Source organism: Streptomyces racemochromogenes, from assembly GCF_044129415.1.
In the GTDB taxonomy this organism is placed as follows: domain Bacteria; phylum Actinomycetota; class Actinomycetes; order Streptomycetales; family Streptomycetaceae; genus Streptomyces; species Streptomyces racemochromogenes_A.
Genome location: NZ_JBBDHD010000048.1, coordinates 34,932 through 50,219, shown reverse-complemented (window position 1 = coordinate 50,219; position 15,288 = coordinate 34,932). Strand labels below are relative to the sequence as shown.

Genomic DNA, 15,288 nt, shown 5'->3' with positions numbered 1-15,288 from the left:
AGGGCGACAAGGGCGACACCGGCGAACGCGGCCCGAAGGGCGACCGCGGCGACACCGGCGAACGCGGACCCAAGGGCGACCGCGGCGACACCGGCCCGCAGGGCCCCAAGGGCGACACGGGCCCGGCGGGCGGCCCGCAGGGCCCCAAGGGAGACAAGGGCGACAAGGGCGACACCGGCGAACGCGGCCCGAAGGGCGACCGCGGCGACACCGGCGAACGCGGACCCAAGGGCCGCACCGGCGAGACGGGCCCGCAGGGACCCAAGGGCGACCGCGGCCCGGCCGGCCCCCGGGGCCCCGAAGGACCGCGCGGCCCGAAGGGCGACCAGGGCCCGAAGGGCGACACCGGCCCGTCCGGAGGCCCGCAGGGGCCGAAGGGCGACAAGGGCGACCGCGGCCCCGCCGGTCCGCAGGGCCCCGAAGGACCGCGCGGCCCGAAGGGCTACCCGGGCGAGCAGGGCCCCAAGGGCGACCGCGGGCCCAAGGGAGACAAGGGCGACAAGGGCAAGCCCGGCGACTGCAAGTGCGGCAGCCACCACGGCGGCAAGGACGACCACGGCAAGGGCCACGACAAGGGCCACGGCAAGGGCGATCACGGAAAGGGGGACAAGGGCGACAAGGGCGGCCCGAAGGCCCGCATCGTGGACACGAACCAGGGCCTCGGGATCCGCTCCGGCCCCGGCACCGGCTACACCAAGACCGGCCGGATCGCGGCCGACACGGTCGTCGCCCTCCAGTGCAAGGTCAACGGCGAACAGGTCGACGACAACGCGATCTGGTACAAGCTGGCCGACGGCCGCGGCTGGATCTCCGCCCGCTACGCCCTGAACCTCAACAAGGTCCCGTACTGCTCGTAACCGCAGCACGGTCTGCTTAATGACGAAGGCCCCGCGGCCCACCGGCCGCGGGGCCTTCCCCCGTCAGTGCGCCCATTCCTCGCGCAGCATCCCGAACAGCACCCGGTCATAGCGCTTCCCCGCCACCAGCACGGCCGCCCGCAGACGCCCCTCCTCACGGAAGCCGAGCTTGGAGAAGGCCCGTACGGCACGCTCGTTGCCGCTCCAGGTGTCCAGCTCCAGCCGGTGCAGCCCGTACGCGCCGAACAGGTGGTCCACCATCAGCCGTACCGCTTCGCTGCCGTGGCCGCGGCCCCAGAACTCCCGTTCGCCGATGGTGATGCCCAGGGTGGCCACTCCGGCGTAGGGGTCGAGGTCGCGGTAGTCGGCCATCCCGATGACCGCCCCGCTCGCCAGGTCCTCGACCGTGAAGACGGCCGCCTCCCTGGGCACCAGCCGCAGCTTCCCCTCGAACGCGATCCGGACCGCCTCCGCCGTGACCGGCCCGAACAGGGGATCACCGGCCGCTGCCAGGCGCACCACCTCCGGGTCGTTGCGCCACCGCAGGTGGTGTTCGGCGTCTTCGGCGCGCAGCGCGCGCAGTCTCACCAGGTTTCCTTCGAACATCGCGCCACCCTAAACGATCACCGTTGGCATGACGAAGGCCCCGCAGCCGGTCGACTGCGGGGCCTTCGCCCACATGGGATGAGTGGAGATGGCGGGAATCGAACCCGCGTCCAACGGTGCAGAAGCAGGGCTTCTCCGAGCGCAGTCCGCTGCGCTTTTCTCGGCCCCGGAGATCACACGGACAAGTCTCCGACGGGCTCAGTCACTGTTTGGTTTCCCTCCAGCCCCCGTGACCGGGGCTAGAGGTTTAGATCCCTTGTTGACGCCAGGATCCGGACCGGGACCACTTCCGGGCTGACGCTCCTCACAGAGGCTTCAGCTCACTGTTATTAGGCAGCGAGGGTGAAGCGGGAGTTATCGCTCTTGGAGTTGGCGATTATTTTTTGCGACATGTGGTTAGCGAGATCATTGCCGCTTCCTCGGCTCGCTTCCCCTGCATCGACATCCGCTGTCGAAACCGATCATCCCCATGTTTTGTTTACAAGCTGCGCCACCCCCGGAGGGGCGGTGCTGACACCCATGGTACGCGAAGTGGACCACCGGGTGCCAGGAGATTACAGCGTGCCCCGCTGCTTGCGGCGGATCGCCGAGATCGTCCGCTGCGTCTCGCGCGTGTCCTGCTTCTCGCGCAGGGTCTGGCGCTTGTCGTACTCCTTCTTGCCCTTCGCCAGCGCGATCTCGACCTTCGCGCGGCCGTCCTTGAAGTACAGGGCCAGGGGCACGATCGTGTGGCCCGACTCGTCCGCCTTGCGCTCCAGCTTGTCGATCTCCTCGCGGTGCATGAGGAGCTTGCGCTTGCGCCGGGCGCTGTGGTTGGTCCAGGTGCCCTGGCTGTACTCCGGCACGTGGACGTTGTACATCCACACCTCGCGGCTCTCCACCGACACGAAGCCGTCCACCAGCGAGGCCCGGCCCTGGCGCAGGGACTTGACCTCGGTGCCCGTGAGCACGATGCCGCACTCGTAGGTGTCGATGATCGCGTAGTCGTGCCGCGCCTTCTTGTTCTGGGCGATCAGCTTGCGCCCTTTTTCCTTAGCCATAGTGCGGTCATTTTCGCACTACGACCCCGCCCCGAGGCCACCCAATACCGTGCGCGCCCGCTCCTCGGCCCCGTCGCCGGCGGCCAGGTCCGGGGTGATGCCGCCGCCGTCGAGGCTGCGGCCCGCCGGGGTGCGGTACGTGCCCACCGTCAGCTCCGCCACCGCGCCGCCCGGCAGCGGGGTCGGCATCTGCACGGATCCCTTGCCGAAGGTGCGGGTGCCGACGGTCACGGCACGGCCGCGGTCCTGGAGGGCGCCGGTGACCAGTTCGGCGGCGCTCATCGTGCCGCCGTCCACGAGGGCCACCAGCGGGCGGGCGGTGTCCCCGCCGGGGGGTGCGTACAGGGCGCGCTCCGAGCCGCGTACGTCGTACGTCGCCACGAGCCCGCCGTCCAGGAAGGCGGAGGCCGCCGCGACCGCCTCGGTGACCAGCCCGCCCGGGTTGCCGCGCAGGTCCAGCATCACCCCGGCACCGGGCGGGGCCTGCCGCACGGCCTCCTTGACCCGCTCGCCCGAACCCCGGGTGAAGGAGGCCACCTTGATCACGGTGATGCCGCCCGCGAGGCGGCGTACGGTCACCGGGTCGGCGCGCAGCTGTTCCCGGCGGACGGTCTCGGTGAGGGCGGCGCCGTCCCGGCCGATGCCGAGGACCACCGGGGTGCCGGCCTCACCGCGCAGCAGGGCCACCACGTCGGCGACGGGCAGGCCGCTGACCTGGTGCCCGTCGACGCTCAGCAGCCGGTCGCCGGCCCGCAGCCCGGCCCGGGCGGCGGGGCTGTCGGGCTGGACCCGCTCGACCTCGATGCGCCCGTCGGCGCGCCGCCCGGCCCAGACCCCGACGCCGGTCCAGCGGCCGTCGAGGTCCTCGGCGAAGGCGGCGTACTCGCCCTGGTCGTAGACGGCGCCCCAGCGGTCGCCGCTGCGGCTGACCACCTCCTGGGCGGCCTTCTTCCCGGACTTCCCCTCGGCGACGGCCTCGGCGGCGGCCCGGGCGACGGCCTCCCGGTCGGCGGTCCCGGCGGACGGGACGGCCCCCGGCCCGGCGGCGCCGGCGGAGGCGGCGGGGACGTCGTCCACCTCGGCGGACCCCCAGCACCCGGTGGCCGCCGCGGTGCCCACGGACACGGCGAACAGCAGCGTCAAGAAGGCCCCGCGACGCAGGTCACGGGGCCGGAGACAGAGAGCGGGCAGACCCGGCATACGCCCGAGTCTAGGCCAAGCCCCCCTGCCCCCACCGGGGTTGACCGTCGACGGCAGGGGGCGCTCGTCACACTTTGAGGTACTTGCGCAACGCCACGAACGCTGCCAGGGAGGGCATCAGCAGGCCGATGACCAGGACCAGGGGGAGCTTCGTGAAGACCGCGTCCCAGCCGATGAAGTTGATCAGCTGGAGCTTGCCGCGGAGGCCGATGCCGTGGTCGATCACGAAGTACTGGACCGCGCCCAGCATTCCGCAGGCGAAGAGGGCGCCGATGAGGCCGGCCACGGCCGCCTCCATGATGAACGGCACCTGGATGTAGAACCCGGAGGCGCCGACCAGCCGCATGATGCCGGTCTCCCGCCGACGGCTGAACGCCGAGACGCGCACGGTGTTGACGATCAGCAGCAGCGCCACGATCAGCATGATCAGCATGATGCCGAGGGCGGCCACGTTGAGGGTGCCCAGCAGGGCGAAGAGGTTGTCGAGCTCGGTGGACTGGTCGGCCACCGACTGGACCCCGTCGCGGCCGGCGAAGGCGGAGGTGATGACCTCGTACTTCTCGGGGTTCTTCAGCTTGACCCGGAACGAGTCGGGCATCTGGTCGGGGGTGACGACCGAGGCGAGGGCGGTGTGCCCGAAGCGCTCCTTGTAGTGCTTGTAGGCCTCGTCCGAGGACTCGTACATGACCGTCTGGACGAGGTCCATCTTCTTGAGCTCGCGCTCGATGCCCTGCTTCTGCTCGGGGGTGACGGCCCCCTTCGAGCAGGGCTTGCCGTTCCCGGCGGCGGGTGCGGCGGCGGTGCCCGGCGCCCCGGCCGCGGCCGGGGCCGGGGCGGTGCCCGCGGCGGCGTCGAGGGCGTCGTTCTTGGTGCAGAGGTAGACGGTGACGTTGACCTTGTCGTACCAGTACCCCTTCATGGCGCTGACCTGGTCCCGCATGAGCAGGGAGCCCCCGAAGAGGGCCAGCGACAGGGCCACGGAGATGATGACCGCGAAGGTCATGGTGAGATTGCGGCGGAGGCCTACGCCGATCTCCGACATGACGAACTGGGCGCGCATGGCGTCTCAGAGACCTTTCAGTGCTGGTAGCCGTAGACGCCGCGCGACTGGTCGCGTACGAGTCGGCCCTGTTCGAGTTCGATGACGCGCTTGCGCATCTGGTCCACGATCTGCTGGTCGTGCGTGGCCATGATGACGGTGGTGCCGGTGCGGTTGATCCGGTCCAGCAGCTTCATGATCCCGACGGAGGTCTGCGGGTCCAGGTTGCCGGTCGGCTCGTCGGCGATCAGCAGGGCGGGGCGGTTGACGAAGGCGCGGGCGATGGCCACGCGCTGCTGCTCGCCGCCGGACAGTTCACCCGGCATCCGGCCCTCCTTGCCGCCGAGGCCGACCAGCTCCAGCACCTGCGGGACGGCCTTGCGGATCTCGCCGCGGGGTTTGCCGATGACCTCCTGGGCGAAGGCGACGTTCTCGGCCACCGTCTTGTTGGGCAGGAGCCGGAAGTCCTGGAAGACGGTCCCCAGCTGGCGCCGCATGTGCGGGACCTTCCAGTTGGAGAGCTTGGCGAGGTCCTTGCCCAGGACGTGCACCTGCCCGTGGCTCGCCCGTTCCTCGCGCAGGACCAGCCGCAGGAAGGTGGACTTGCCGGAGCCGGAGGAGCCGACCAGGAAGACGAACTCGCCCTTGGCGATGTCGAGGGAGACATCTCTGAGTGCGGGCCGGGTTTGCTTCGGGTAGGACTTGGAGACGTTGTCGAATCGGATCACGGGTGCACCACGGTCGCCGGGAGTAGGTGTGCGTGACCATACGCGAACGGGCGCGAGGTGGGGACCCGGCATCCGGACTTGCCCGATTTATCCCCAGCTCCTGGGGGAGCCGGACCGCTCTTGTCCGGACGGGCCGCGCCGAATGCCGAAGGAGCTGGCACAGTGGGAGGGGGAACGGACTCGCTCCCCCCGCCGTTAAGCGTCATGAGGGGACGAGAGGAGGAGCGCATGACATATGACCGGCTCGTGTGCGCGAACTGCGCCGCACCTGTCAGCCAGGGCCGCTGCCCGGTGTGCCGGGCGAACCGGGAGCGCCTCCAGCAGGAGGGCCCCTTCGCGGGGCTGAACCCGATGGCGCTCATCGCGCTCATGGTGGTGCTGGTGGCCGCACTGGCACTGGTGGCCCGGACCGCGTAGGCCGCGCCGCGTCCCGATCAGAGGCGAAGAGAGAAGGGCCCGGACACCCACGGTGTCCGGGCCCTTCCTCACTGTGTGCGGCGGCGCCGCGTGCGCGCTCAGGCGCTCTGCTGCTCCTGCTGCTTGCGCCAGCGGATGCCGGCCTCCAGGAAGCCGTCGATCTCGCCGTCGAGGACCGCCTGGGGGTTGCCGACCTCGAACTCCGTCCGCAGGTCCTTGACCATCTGGTACGGGTGCAGGACGTAGGAGCGCATCTGGTTGCCCCAGGAGCTGCCGCCGTCCTTGAGGGCGTCCATCTTGGCCTGCTCCTCCTGGCGGCGCCGCTCCAGCAGCTTGGCCTGGAGCACGTTCATCGCGCTGGCCTTGTTCTGGATCTGGGAGCGCTCGTTCTGGCAGGAGACCACGATGCCGGTCGGGAGGTGGGTGATGCGCACCGCCGAGTCGGTCGTGTTGACGCCCTGGCCGCCGGGACCGGAGGCGCGGTAGACGTCCACGCGTAGCTCGGACTCGTCGATCTCGACGTGGTCGCTGGTCTCGACGACCGGCAGCACCTCGACGCCCGCGAAGGAGGTCTGGCGGCGGCCCTGGTTGTCGAAGGGCGAGATGCGCACGAGACGGTGGGTGCCCTGCTCGACGGAGAGGGTGCCGTACGCGTACGGGGCCTTGACCACGAAGGTGGTCGACTTGATGCCGGCCTCTTCCGCGTACGAGGTCTCGTAGATCTCCGTCGGGTAGCCGTGGCGCTCGGCCCAGCGCAGGTACATGCGCTGGAGGCGCTCGGCGAAGTCGGAGGCGTCGACGCCGCCGGCCTCGGCGCGGATGTTGACCAGGGCCTCGCGCTCGGCGTACTCGCCGGAGAGCAGGGTCCGGACCTCCATCTCGTCCAGCGCCTTGCGGACGGACGCGAGCTCGGCCTCGGCCTCGGCCAGGGTGTCCGCGTCCTCCATCTCCTGCGCGAGCTCGAAGAGCACCGCGAGGTCGTCGATGCGGCCGCGCAGCGTCTCGGTCTTGCGGACCTCGGCCTGGAGGTGCGAAAGCTTGCTCGTGATCTTCTGGGCGGCGTCCGGGTCGTCCCACAGGGACGGCGCGGCGGCCTGCTCCTCAAGCACGGCGATTTCTGCCCTCAGCTTGTCGAGGTCCAGGACGGCCTCGATCGACCCCATGGTCGAGGAGAGGGACTTCAGCTCTTCGGAAACATCGACGACTGCCACGGGTCCAGCGTAGCCGGTCCGCGGGCGGCCATCTCCGGCCAGGCCGGGTCAACGGGTTCGGAGGAGGGTCGGTACGGGCGTACGCTCACCGTATGACCGTTCTACTCGTGAAGCGCCGCCATGTGGACCACATGCGTGTCACCACCACGAGCTGTCTGCCGCCGGACCTCGCACAAGCCTGATCAACCCCGATCCGACTTCGGTCCTGTACGCGGTCACGCCCGCCCGGCGCCATCCCTGCCGGCCGGTCCTCTCCACGCTGCCCGCCGCCCCGCCATCTCTGGGGCACAGGACCCCGTGACATCCGAAACGGAGCCGTCATGCCGTCCGCGCACCCCTCCTCCTCCCCTTCCTCCGCCTCCTCCGCCTCCTCCGCGTCCCTCGCAGTGATCGACCTCTCCCGGGCCGACGACCCCGCGGAGCGGGACGACTTCCTCAAGCAGCTGCACGCCGCCGCCCGCGACACCGGCTTCCTGTACCTGACGGGGCACGGGATAACGGAGGCCGAGACCGCCCGCATCCTGGAGCTGACCCGGGCCTTCTTCGCGCTCCCGGAGGCCGACCGGCTGGCGGTGAGCAACCTGAACTCCCCGCACTTCCGGGGCTACACCCGCATCGGGCACGAGCTGACCGGCGGGGCCTCGGACTGGCGGGACCAGCTGGACGTGGGGGCGGAGCGGCCGGCGCCCGAGGTGGGGCCGGAGGCCCCCGCGTACCTGTGGCTGGAGGGCCCGAACCAGTGGCCGGCGTCGCTGCCGGAGCTGCGGGAGGCGGTGCTGGGCTGGCAGGAGCGGCTGGCGGCGGTGGCGCACCGGCTGCTGCGGGAGCTGCTGACCTCGATCGGGGCGCCCGCGGACTTCTTCGACGCGGCCTTCGCGGACCGGCCGCACCTGCACACGAAGCTGATCCGCTACCCCGGGTCGGCTCCGTCCGGCGCGGACCAGGGGGTGGGCGCGCACAAGGACTACGGGTTCCTGACGCTGCTGCTCCAGGACGGGGTGGGCGGGCTCCAGGTCGTGCGGGACGGCGGCTTCGTGGACATCCCGCCGCTGCCGGGGGCGTTCGTGGTGAACCTGGGCGAGCTGCTGGAGATCGCCACGGAGGGCTACCTGGTGGCCACCGACCACCGGGTGGTCAGCCCGCCGGGGGCGGTGGAGCGGTTCTCGGTGCCGTTCTTCTACAACCCGCGGCTGGACGCGGTGATCGACACCGTGCCCGGAGAGTACCTGCGGTCCGCGCCGGGGGTCGCGCACGACGCGTCGAACCCGCTGCACGCGGAGTACGGCCGCAACGAGCTGAAGGGGTGGGTCCGGGCGCACCCCGAGGTGGCGCGGCGCTGGCACCCGTCCCTGATCTGACCGTTCCGCCCCGGCGGCGGTGGCCCGGGCCCGGCCGCCACCGCCGCCGCGCGACACCCCCTACGGCCGGGACGGCGACGAGTGCTTCGTGTCGCGGGGCGGCGGGGTCGCGTCGTCGCCGGAGCCGGCGAGCCAGCTTCCCACCCCCACCGCCGCGGCCAGCGCCACCGCCGACGCCGAGAGGACCAGCCTGCGCTTGCGCACCGCCTCCGCCCGGTGCCGGGCGGTGCCCGGGCGGTGGCCGCCGGCCGGGCGCGGCACGCGGGCCGTGCCCAGCGCCCCGCCCGCGAGCTCGTCGGGCGTGGGCACCCGCATGGAGGTGTGCGTGTCCCGGTTGGAGTCCGTCGCGGAGCCCGGGACCAGCGGGACCACCCCCCGCCTGCGCACCGGGTCGGCGGCGGCCGACTCCTCCGAGGCGGCGGCCGGGGCGTCCTGTTCCGAGGACTCGGCGTCGTCCGGCTCGTCCACGTCCAGCGGCGGCAGGCCGGCCAGCAGCGGCAGCAGCTCCCGCAGCCGTACCGACAGCTCGGAGGCGCGCAGCCGGGACGCGGGCGCCTTGGCCAGGCACTGGACGATCAGCTGCCACAGCTCCTCGGGGATCCCCGGCAGCGGGACCACGGTCTCCGTGACGTGCCGGCGCAGTACCGCGCCCGGGTGCCCCCCACCGAAGGGGGTGAACCCGGCGAGCAGCTCGTACAGCACGGTGGCCAGGGCGTATATGTCGACGGCCGCCCGCGGGGGCAGGCCCTCCACTATCTCCGGGGCCAGGTAGTCGGGCGTCCCGATGATCCGCTTCGCCGGCGCCGCCGGGCGGGCTCCGGCGGGTGCGGGGGCCCGGCGGGGGTGGTCGATGAGTTTGGCCACGCCGAAGTCGGTCAGCAGCGCGGGGTGCGCGCCGGCCGGGCCGAGGGGGCCCTGCATGTCGAGCAGGACGTTCTCGGGCTTCACGTCCCGGTGGACGACGCCCGCGGCGTGCGCCGCGGCGAGCGCGTCCGCGACGTCGGCGACGATGGCCACGGCCGCCTCGGGGGCCAGCCGCCGCTCCCGGTCCAGGCGCGTGCGCAGGTCCGTACCGCGGACGAGGTCCATGACGAGGGCGAGGTCGCTGCCGTCCACCACGAGGTCGCGGACGGTGACGATGTGCGGGTGCTCCAGGCCGAGCAGGGCGCTGCGCTCCTGGACGAAGCGTCCGACCAGCTCCTGGTCGGAGGCGAGGTCCTCGCGCAGCAGCTTCACGGCGACGGGCCCGTCCGGCCCCTCGCCCAGCCACACCGTGCCCGCGCTGCCGCGCCCCAGGATCTGGTGCGCTGTGTACCGGCTGCCGATCTTCCGTGCCACGACTGCTCCCTCAGCGGCTGGCGTAACGCCCCAAAGCTACGCGGCCGAAGGGGGGCCCGGCGCTCCGGATCGGGGTGACCTTCACTTCTGCGGGCGAAATCACGCCCTGGATGTCGACAAATCAACAAGGTCGGCGCTACGGAGGGCCGAAAAGGCCCCCCGCGACGCCGTCTTGGCCCGCCACCGGGGCTGCCGGGGCGTCAGGAACCGGTGGCGCCGCCGCCGTTGGCCTTGTCGCCGATCGAGCCGACGAAGTCGACGACGTCGGTGCCCCAGCTCCAGATCTGGTCCCACCAGCCCTTGCCGGTGCCGACCCACTCCTGGAGCGGGGTCAGCTCCCAGACCAGCCAGCCGCCCACGAAGAGCAGCAGGATCAGGACGAGGCAGCCCTTGAGGCAGCCCAGGCCCGGGATGCGGATCGGGTTGGCGCTGCGCCGGCGCGGCTCGCGCGGCGGACGGGGCTCGCGCGGGGGCTGCTGGCGGGGCGGGCGCTGCGGCTGGGGCTGCTGCACCGGCGGCTGCGGCTGCGGCTGCCGGTACGGCGCCTGCTGCTGCGGCGGAGGCTGCGGGGGCTGGTAGGCCTGCGGCTGCTGGTACGGCTGGGGCTGCGGCGGCGGTGCGTACTGCGGCTGCCGGTACTGCTGCGGCGGCGGGGCCGGACGGTACTGCGGCTGCTGCGGCTGGTGCTGCGGGGGCGGCGGGGCCTGGCGCTGCGGGCGGCGGCGCAGGGGGTCCTCGCTCGGGTCGAGGTAGTGCATCTGCGTCTGCTCGTTGCGGTCCCGGGCGGCCCGCATCTGCGACTGCCAGGGGTGCGGGGCGTCGGGCCGCTGCACGGGGGGCATGACGGAGGTCGGGTCGGGGGCGCCCGGGCCGCCCGCCTGGCCCTGCCCGCCGGCGACGGGCGGCAGCACGGTGGTGGCATCCGCCCCGTCGACCGGCGGCAGGACGCTGGTCATGGCGTTCGGGTCGTACTCGCCCGCGTCCCCCACGGGGGTCGCCTGGGTGGGCGCGCCGCTCCCGGGGAACTGCGGCGCGGCGGCCGGGACCGGCGCCGGCGAGGGGTCGGGGGCGAGGAGCGCGCCGACCCCGAGCGCGGCCTCGACCTCGTCGGGCGAGGAGTGCACGCGGATGCCGGCGGCGACCACGCGCAGGCCGCGGGCCAGGCTCTCGGCGCTCGGGCGCTCGTCGGGCTCCTTGCGCAGGCAGCGCTCGATGACGATCCACAGCGCCTCGGGCACGGACGGGGGCCGCTGCGGGTCCTCGCTGAGGTGGCGGTGGAGCACTTCGAGGGCGGTGCCGCCGGCGAAGGGCGGACGGCCGGTGAGGAGCTCGTAGAGCAGGATGCCGGCGCCGTAGATGTCGACGGCGGAGGTCTGCGGGCGGCCCTCGGCGGACTCGGGGGCGACGTAGGCGGGGGTGCCGACGAACTCGTGGGTGCGGGTCAGGCCCGGGGAGTCGGCGAGACGGGCGATGCCGAAGTCGGTGAGCATCGGCTTCATCTGCCCGTGGCTCTCGTCGAGCAGGACGTTGGCCGGCTTCAGGTCCCGGTGGACGACGCCGTCGGCGTGGCTGGCGGCGAGGGCGTCCGCGATCTGGGCGGTCAGCAGGGCGGCGGCGACGGGGCTGAAGGGGCCGTTCTGCCGGATGTACTTGTGCAGGTCGGGGCCGTCGATCAGGTCCATGACGAGGGCGAGGAGGTCGCCCTCGACCACGAGGTCGCGCGTGCGGACGATGTTGGGGTGCGTCAGGCGCAGCAGGACGGAGCGTTCGCGCAGGAAGCGCATGACGATGTCCGCGTCCTGGGCCAGCTCCTCCTTGAGGACCTTGATGGCCACGGTCTCGCCCGGCTGGCCGGCGACCGCGGCCTCCGCGCCGGCGGTCTCCCTCTGGCGGGCACGCCAGACGGTGCCCGTGGCGCCGCGTCCGAGCGGCTCCTCAAGCAAGTACTTGCTGCCGACTGGCCGCACGTCTCGCGCTCCCCTGCTGTCGTCCTGCGTCGTTTTCCGGCTGATTCCGCCGAGGGGGTCTCCGGATGGTTTCCGGCCCAACTCTAGGGGGTGTCTCCGTGGAGGACGCGGGTCGGCGAAGGTTGGTTGCCGCACATTTGTACGAAGGGTGAGTTTTACGGCGTATGCCGGAGGCGCTTTTCCCCGGAATTGCCCAGCGGTTCGCCCGATCGGGTGGCCGGATCCTTGCGCCGGAGCGAGCCCGCCACCGCCAATCAAGATCATTTGTTGCCGGGTGCCGGGCGTGTTGCGGGCGACAGGTGCGAGGATGCACCCGTACGGAACGGCCGGGACGGGAGCCCTGCCTTCCGGCTGACCTGAACGGACGAAGCGTCCGTGCCGGGCGGGGGGTTGACCGGGCTGACATGTCCCGCCGCTCCTCCGCCGGGCGCCCCGCACCGTGCACTGCGCTCCGCGCAGAAGGGAACGCTGACGGCGATGCAGATCCGGCTGACCGTCCTCGGGTCGCGCGGCGGCCACCCGGCCGCCTCCGCGCCCGCCGGCTGTGACGTGCTCGTCACCGCCCCCGCCGGGACCGCGCTGGCCGCGGTGGCCTCCGGGCTCGCGGCGACCGTCGGCGGGCCCGACACTCCCGCGTCCACCGCCGGGGGCACCCCCCGCGGCACCGTGGTGCTCTACGCCGGGTCGCGGCGGCTCGACCCCCACCGGGCGGTGCTGGGCGAGCCCCCGCTCGTGGACGGGGCGGTGCTGACCCTGCACGTCCCGGCGCCGGACGCGGACGCCCTCGGGGACGACGGGCTCGGCGCCCCGCAGCTGCACGTGGTGGCCGGCCCCGACGCGGGAGGCGTGCACCTGCTGCACCCCGGGTCGGTGCGGATCGGGCGCTCGGCGGACGCCGACGTCCCGCTGGACGACCCGGACGTGTCGCGGCTGCACTGCACGGTGACGGTGATGCCGGACGGCCGGGTGGCGGTGGCCGACCTCGGCTCGACGAACGGCACGACGCTGGACGGCGCGCCGGTCGGGGTCCGGGCCGTCCCCCTGGCACCCGGGGCGCTGCTGCGGATCGGCGAGTCGACCCTGCGCCTGGCCCCCGGCGGCGGCGACCGCCTCCCCGTCGCCCCGGACCTGGAGGGCCACCTCGCGCTCCCGGACCGCTCCGACGGCGCCGCGCGGGCCTCCGCCGGAGCCGGGGACCGCCCGGCCGGGGGCCCCGGTACCCGGGAAGCCCTCCCCCACGCCGCTCCCGCCGCCCCCGGGTGGCCCCCGGCCGGCGCCGCCCACCCCGGATCCGGGGCCACGCCCCCGCACGGCACGGCGACCCACCCCGCACCCGCGGCCCCCGCACCCTCCCGTCCCGGGACCCCCGACGCCGGAGCGCCCGACGAGGCCCCCCGGCGGCGGCGCGGCGGGATCGGGGCCTGGGCGCGGAAATGGGTGCGGGGGGAGGAGGACGAGGAGGCGGCCGCCGAGGCCGTCGGGGCGGCGGAGCCCGCAGCGGCTGCGCCCGACGTGGACGACCCCGCCGCGCTGCTGCTCGCCGCGCTCGGCCCCACCGGGCGGCTGTGGTCGCGCGGGCCCGGCCACCCCGGGTTCCTGGAGGTGGGGCTCGGGGCGGGGAGCCGGGTCGCGCTGCGGGAGAGCGGGTCGCTCGGCGTCGCGGGCCCGCGGGGGCGGCTGATGGGGGTCGCGCGGTCCGTCGTCGCCCAGCTCGCGGCCCTGCACGCGCCCGCACAGCTGGAGATCGTGCTGCTGGCCGCCGACCGCGTCCGCCCGCTCCAGGAACGCCGCCGCGACTGGGCCTGGCTCGGCTGGCTGCCCCACGTACGCCCCGGGCACGGCCAGGACTGCCGGCTGCTCCTGGCGTACGACCGCGACCAGGCGGCCGCCCGTGGAGCCGAGCTGGCCCGCCGGCTGGACGACGGCCCGCTCGGCAGCGGCTGGGCGTCCGCCGAGCCGTCGGCCGTGCGCCGGACCGCCGACGCCTACGAGGGTCCCCGCACCCTCGTCGTCGTGGACGGCGACCCCGGCACCGGCGCCCTGCGCGACCTCACCGGCCGGCTGGCCTCGCACGGCCCCGCCGCCGGCATCCACGTCCTCGCGCTCGCCGAGGCCCCCGCCGCCACCCCCGCCTCGCCGGTGGCGCAGACGTACGAGACGGCCTGCGCGGCCACCCCCGCCTTCCGGGACTGCGCCGTCGCCGCCCTGCTCAGCGGGGACGTCGCCACCGCCGTACGGACCTTCGCGGTCAGCGGCGGCAGGCCCGTACCGCCCGGCGGAACCGCCGTGGCCGACGGGGTCTCCGCCGCCTGGGCGGAGCGGTTCGCCCGCGCCCTGGCCCCGCTGCGCACGGACGTCACCCCGGCGGACCAGCAGGGCGGCCACCGCCCGGCCGCCAGCCTCCCCGCGGCCGCCCGGCTCCTCGACGAGCTCGGGCTGGCCCGCGCCACCCCGGCCTCCCTCATGGCCCGCTGGGCCGCCGCCACCGACCAGGGCCGGGCCGTCGGCGGTCTGGCCGACGTGGTCCTCGGGGCGGGCCGGCGCGGGCCGGTCGGCGCCGAGCTGGTCCACGAAGGCCCGCACCTGCTGATCGAGGGGCCCGCCGGCAGCGGCCGCACCGAGCTCCTGCGCTCCCTGGCGGCCTCCCTGGCGGCCGGGTCCCGCCCGGACCACCTCGGTCTGCTCCTCCTCGACGGCGCGGGCGGCGACCGCGGCGAGGGCCTGCTGCCGTGCACGGAGCTGCCGCACGTGTCGGCCCACCTCGTGGCCTCGGACCCGCTGCGGATGCGGGAGTTCGCGCAGGCCCTCGCCACCGAGCTGGGGCGCCGCCACGAGCTGCTGGACGGGGTGCCGTTCACGGAGTGGCACGGCCGGCACGCCCTGTCCGACCGAATGGTCTCGCCCCGTGACCCCGGGCCGGGCGAGCAGCGCGGCGACCTCGACCCCCAGCGCACCGGCACGCTCCGGCTGCGCGCCTCCGCGCCCCGCTCAGAGCCGGCCGCCGGGCCGAGCCCGCTGCCCCGGCTGGTGCTGCTGGTGGACGACTTCGACGCGCTGGTCGCCCCGGCCCTGGGCAGCCCGGGGCGGCCCGCGGCGGGTTCACTCGTACGGATCCTGGAGGGGGTCGCCCGTGAGGGCGCCCGCCTCGGGGTGCACCTGATCACCGCCACCGCCCGCCCGGACCGCACCGAGGACACCGAGCCGGCCCGGCAGGCGGCGCTGCGGGTGGAGCTGGACGCCCCGGACCGGCCGGGCCCGGGGCGCGGCCGGCTGCTGTACGCCGACGGGCGGGCGGTCCCGTTCCAGGCGGGCCGGGTCACCGGGCGGATCCCGCGGACGGCGACCCTGAGGCCGACCGTGGTCCCGGTGGAGTGGGAGCGGATGGGCGACCCGCCGGCCCGCCGTCCGGTGCGGGAGCTCGGCAACGGGCCGACCGACCTCGCCCTCCTGGCCAGCGCCCTCGACCGGGCCTCGCACCTGGTCTCGGCCATACCGGTGCTGTTCCCGGCGGCCCCCTGACCGCGTGC

At 74.1% G+C, this 15,288-nt stretch carries 12 protein-coding genes and 1 other RNA gene; 4 read left to right on the top strand and 9 right to left on the bottom strand.

Annotation, left to right across the window (positions count from 1 at the left end; translation table 11 throughout):
* Window positions 1-857: SH3 domain-containing protein (locus tag WDV06_RS19470; protein ID WP_395511038.1), on the top strand; the 857-nt coding region annotated here is incomplete at its 5' end.
* 63 nt (window positions 858-920) lie between these two features.
* Here WDV06_RS19470 and WDV06_RS19465 read toward each other — a convergent pair.
* The 6 genes from WDV06_RS19465 to ftsE all read right to left on the bottom strand — a co-directional run bounded on the left by WDV06_RS19465 (window position 921) and on the right by ftsE (window position 5,470).
* A complete protein-coding gene (locus WDV06_RS19465) occupies window positions 921-1,463 on the bottom strand; it encodes a GNAT family N-acetyltransferase (RefSeq protein WP_045949120.1) in 543 nt (180 codons plus the stop codon).
* Window positions 1,464-1,543: 80 nt separating this feature from the next.
* Window positions 1,544-1,932: a transfer-messenger RNA gene (gene ssrA / locus WDV06_RS19460) on the bottom strand.
* Between the two features lie 85 nt (window positions 1,933-2,017).
* Entirely contained in the window at window positions 2,018-2,503 is a 486-nt protein-coding gene (smpB, locus tag WDV06_RS19455) for an SsrA-binding protein SmpB (RefSeq protein WP_395511037.1), read from the bottom strand.
* Between the two features lie 18 nt (window positions 2,504-2,521).
* Window positions 2,522-3,703: a S41 family peptidase gene (locus tag WDV06_RS19450; protein WP_395511036.1), complete on the bottom strand. Its 1,182-nt coding sequence runs from the start codon at window positions 3,701-3,703 to the stop codon at window positions 2,522-2,524.
* 67 nt (window positions 3,704-3,770) lie between these two features.
* A complete protein-coding gene (gene ftsX, locus WDV06_RS19445; RefSeq protein ID WP_395511035.1) occupies window positions 3,771-4,763 on the bottom strand; it encodes a permease-like cell division protein FtsX in 993 nt (330 codons plus the stop codon).
* Between the two features lie 17 nt (window positions 4,764-4,780).
* Window positions 4,781-5,470 (bottom strand): cell division ATP-binding protein FtsE, encoded by a 690-nt coding sequence (gene ftsE / locus WDV06_RS19440; RefSeq protein WP_042810247.1) that lies wholly within the window; start codon window positions 5,468-5,470, stop codon window positions 4,781-4,783.
* 228 nt (window positions 5,471-5,698) lie between these two features.
* Here ftsE and WDV06_RS19435 point away from each other — a divergent pair, with 228 nt between their 5' ends.
* Window positions 5,699-5,887, top strand: coding sequence for a hypothetical protein (locus WDV06_RS19435; protein WP_344155544.1), 189 nt, complete (start codon window positions 5,699-5,701; stop codon window positions 5,885-5,887).
* Between the two features lie 98 nt (window positions 5,888-5,985).
* On the opposite strand, the gene prfB is transcribed toward WDV06_RS19435, so the two are convergent.
* Window positions 5,986-7,098: a peptide chain release factor 2 gene (gene prfB, locus WDV06_RS19430; protein ID WP_395511034.1), complete on the bottom strand. Its 1,113-nt coding sequence runs from the start codon at window positions 7,096-7,098 to the stop codon at window positions 5,986-5,988.
* Window positions 7,099-7,418: 320 nt separating this feature from the next.
* Between prfB and WDV06_RS19425 the strand changes: the two genes are divergently transcribed.
* The gene (locus WDV06_RS19425) at window positions 7,419-8,456 is read left to right on the top strand and encodes an isopenicillin N synthase family dioxygenase (protein WP_395511033.1); all 1,038 of its coding nucleotides are present in this window, start codon (window positions 7,419-7,421) and stop codon (window positions 8,454-8,456) included.
* A gap of 60 nt (window positions 8,457-8,516) precedes the next feature.
* Here the strand turns inward: WDV06_RS19425 and WDV06_RS19420 are convergent, their stop codons facing one another.
* Together WDV06_RS19420 and WDV06_RS19415 are read right to left on the bottom strand one after the other, a co-directional pair.
* Complete coding sequence (locus WDV06_RS19420) at window positions 8,517-9,794, bottom strand: serine/threonine-protein kinase (RefSeq protein ID WP_395511032.1); 1,278 nt, start codon at window positions 9,792-9,794, stop codon at window positions 8,517-8,519.
* Between the two features lie 200 nt (window positions 9,795-9,994).
* The gene (locus WDV06_RS19415) at window positions 9,995-11,761 is read right to left on the bottom strand and encodes a serine/threonine-protein kinase (RefSeq protein WP_395511031.1); all 1,767 of its coding nucleotides are present in this window, start codon (window positions 11,759-11,761) and stop codon (window positions 9,995-9,997) included.
* Window positions 11,762-12,238: 477 nt separating this feature from the next.
* Here WDV06_RS19415 and WDV06_RS19410 point away from each other — a divergent pair, with 477 nt between their 5' ends.
* A complete protein-coding gene (locus tag WDV06_RS19410) occupies window positions 12,239-15,280 on the top strand; it encodes an FHA domain-containing protein (RefSeq protein WP_395511030.1) in 3,042 nt (1,013 codons plus the stop codon).
* Window positions 15,281-15,288 lie beyond the last annotated feature (8 nt).

Coding starts and splice junctions, on each gene's coding strand:
- WDV06_RS19465 (WP_045949120.1), bottom strand. CDS start 1,463: ATGTTCGAAGGAAACCTGGTGAGACTGCGCGCGCTGCGCGCCGAAGAC.
- smpB (WP_395511037.1), bottom strand. CDS start 2,503: ATGGCTAAGGAAAAAGGGCGCAAGCTGATCGCCCAGAACAAGAAGGCG.
- WDV06_RS19450 (WP_395511036.1), bottom strand. CDS start 3,703: ATGCCGGGTCTGCCCGCTCTCTGTCTCCGGCCCCGTGACCTGCGTCGC.
- ftsX (WP_395511035.1), bottom strand. CDS start 4,763: ATGCGCGCCCAGTTCGTCATGTCGGAGATCGGCGTAGGCCTCCGCCGC.
- WDV06_RS19435 (WP_344155544.1), top strand. CDS start 5,699: ATGACATATGACCGGCTCGTGTGCGCGAACTGCGCCGCACCTGTCAGC.
- WDV06_RS19425 (WP_395511033.1), top strand. CDS start 7,419: ATGCCGTCCGCGCACCCCTCCTCCTCCCCTTCCTCCGCCTCCTCCGCC.
- WDV06_RS19410 (WP_395511030.1), top strand. CDS start 12,239: ATGCAGATCCGGCTGACCGTCCTCGGGTCGCGCGGCGGCCACCCGGCC.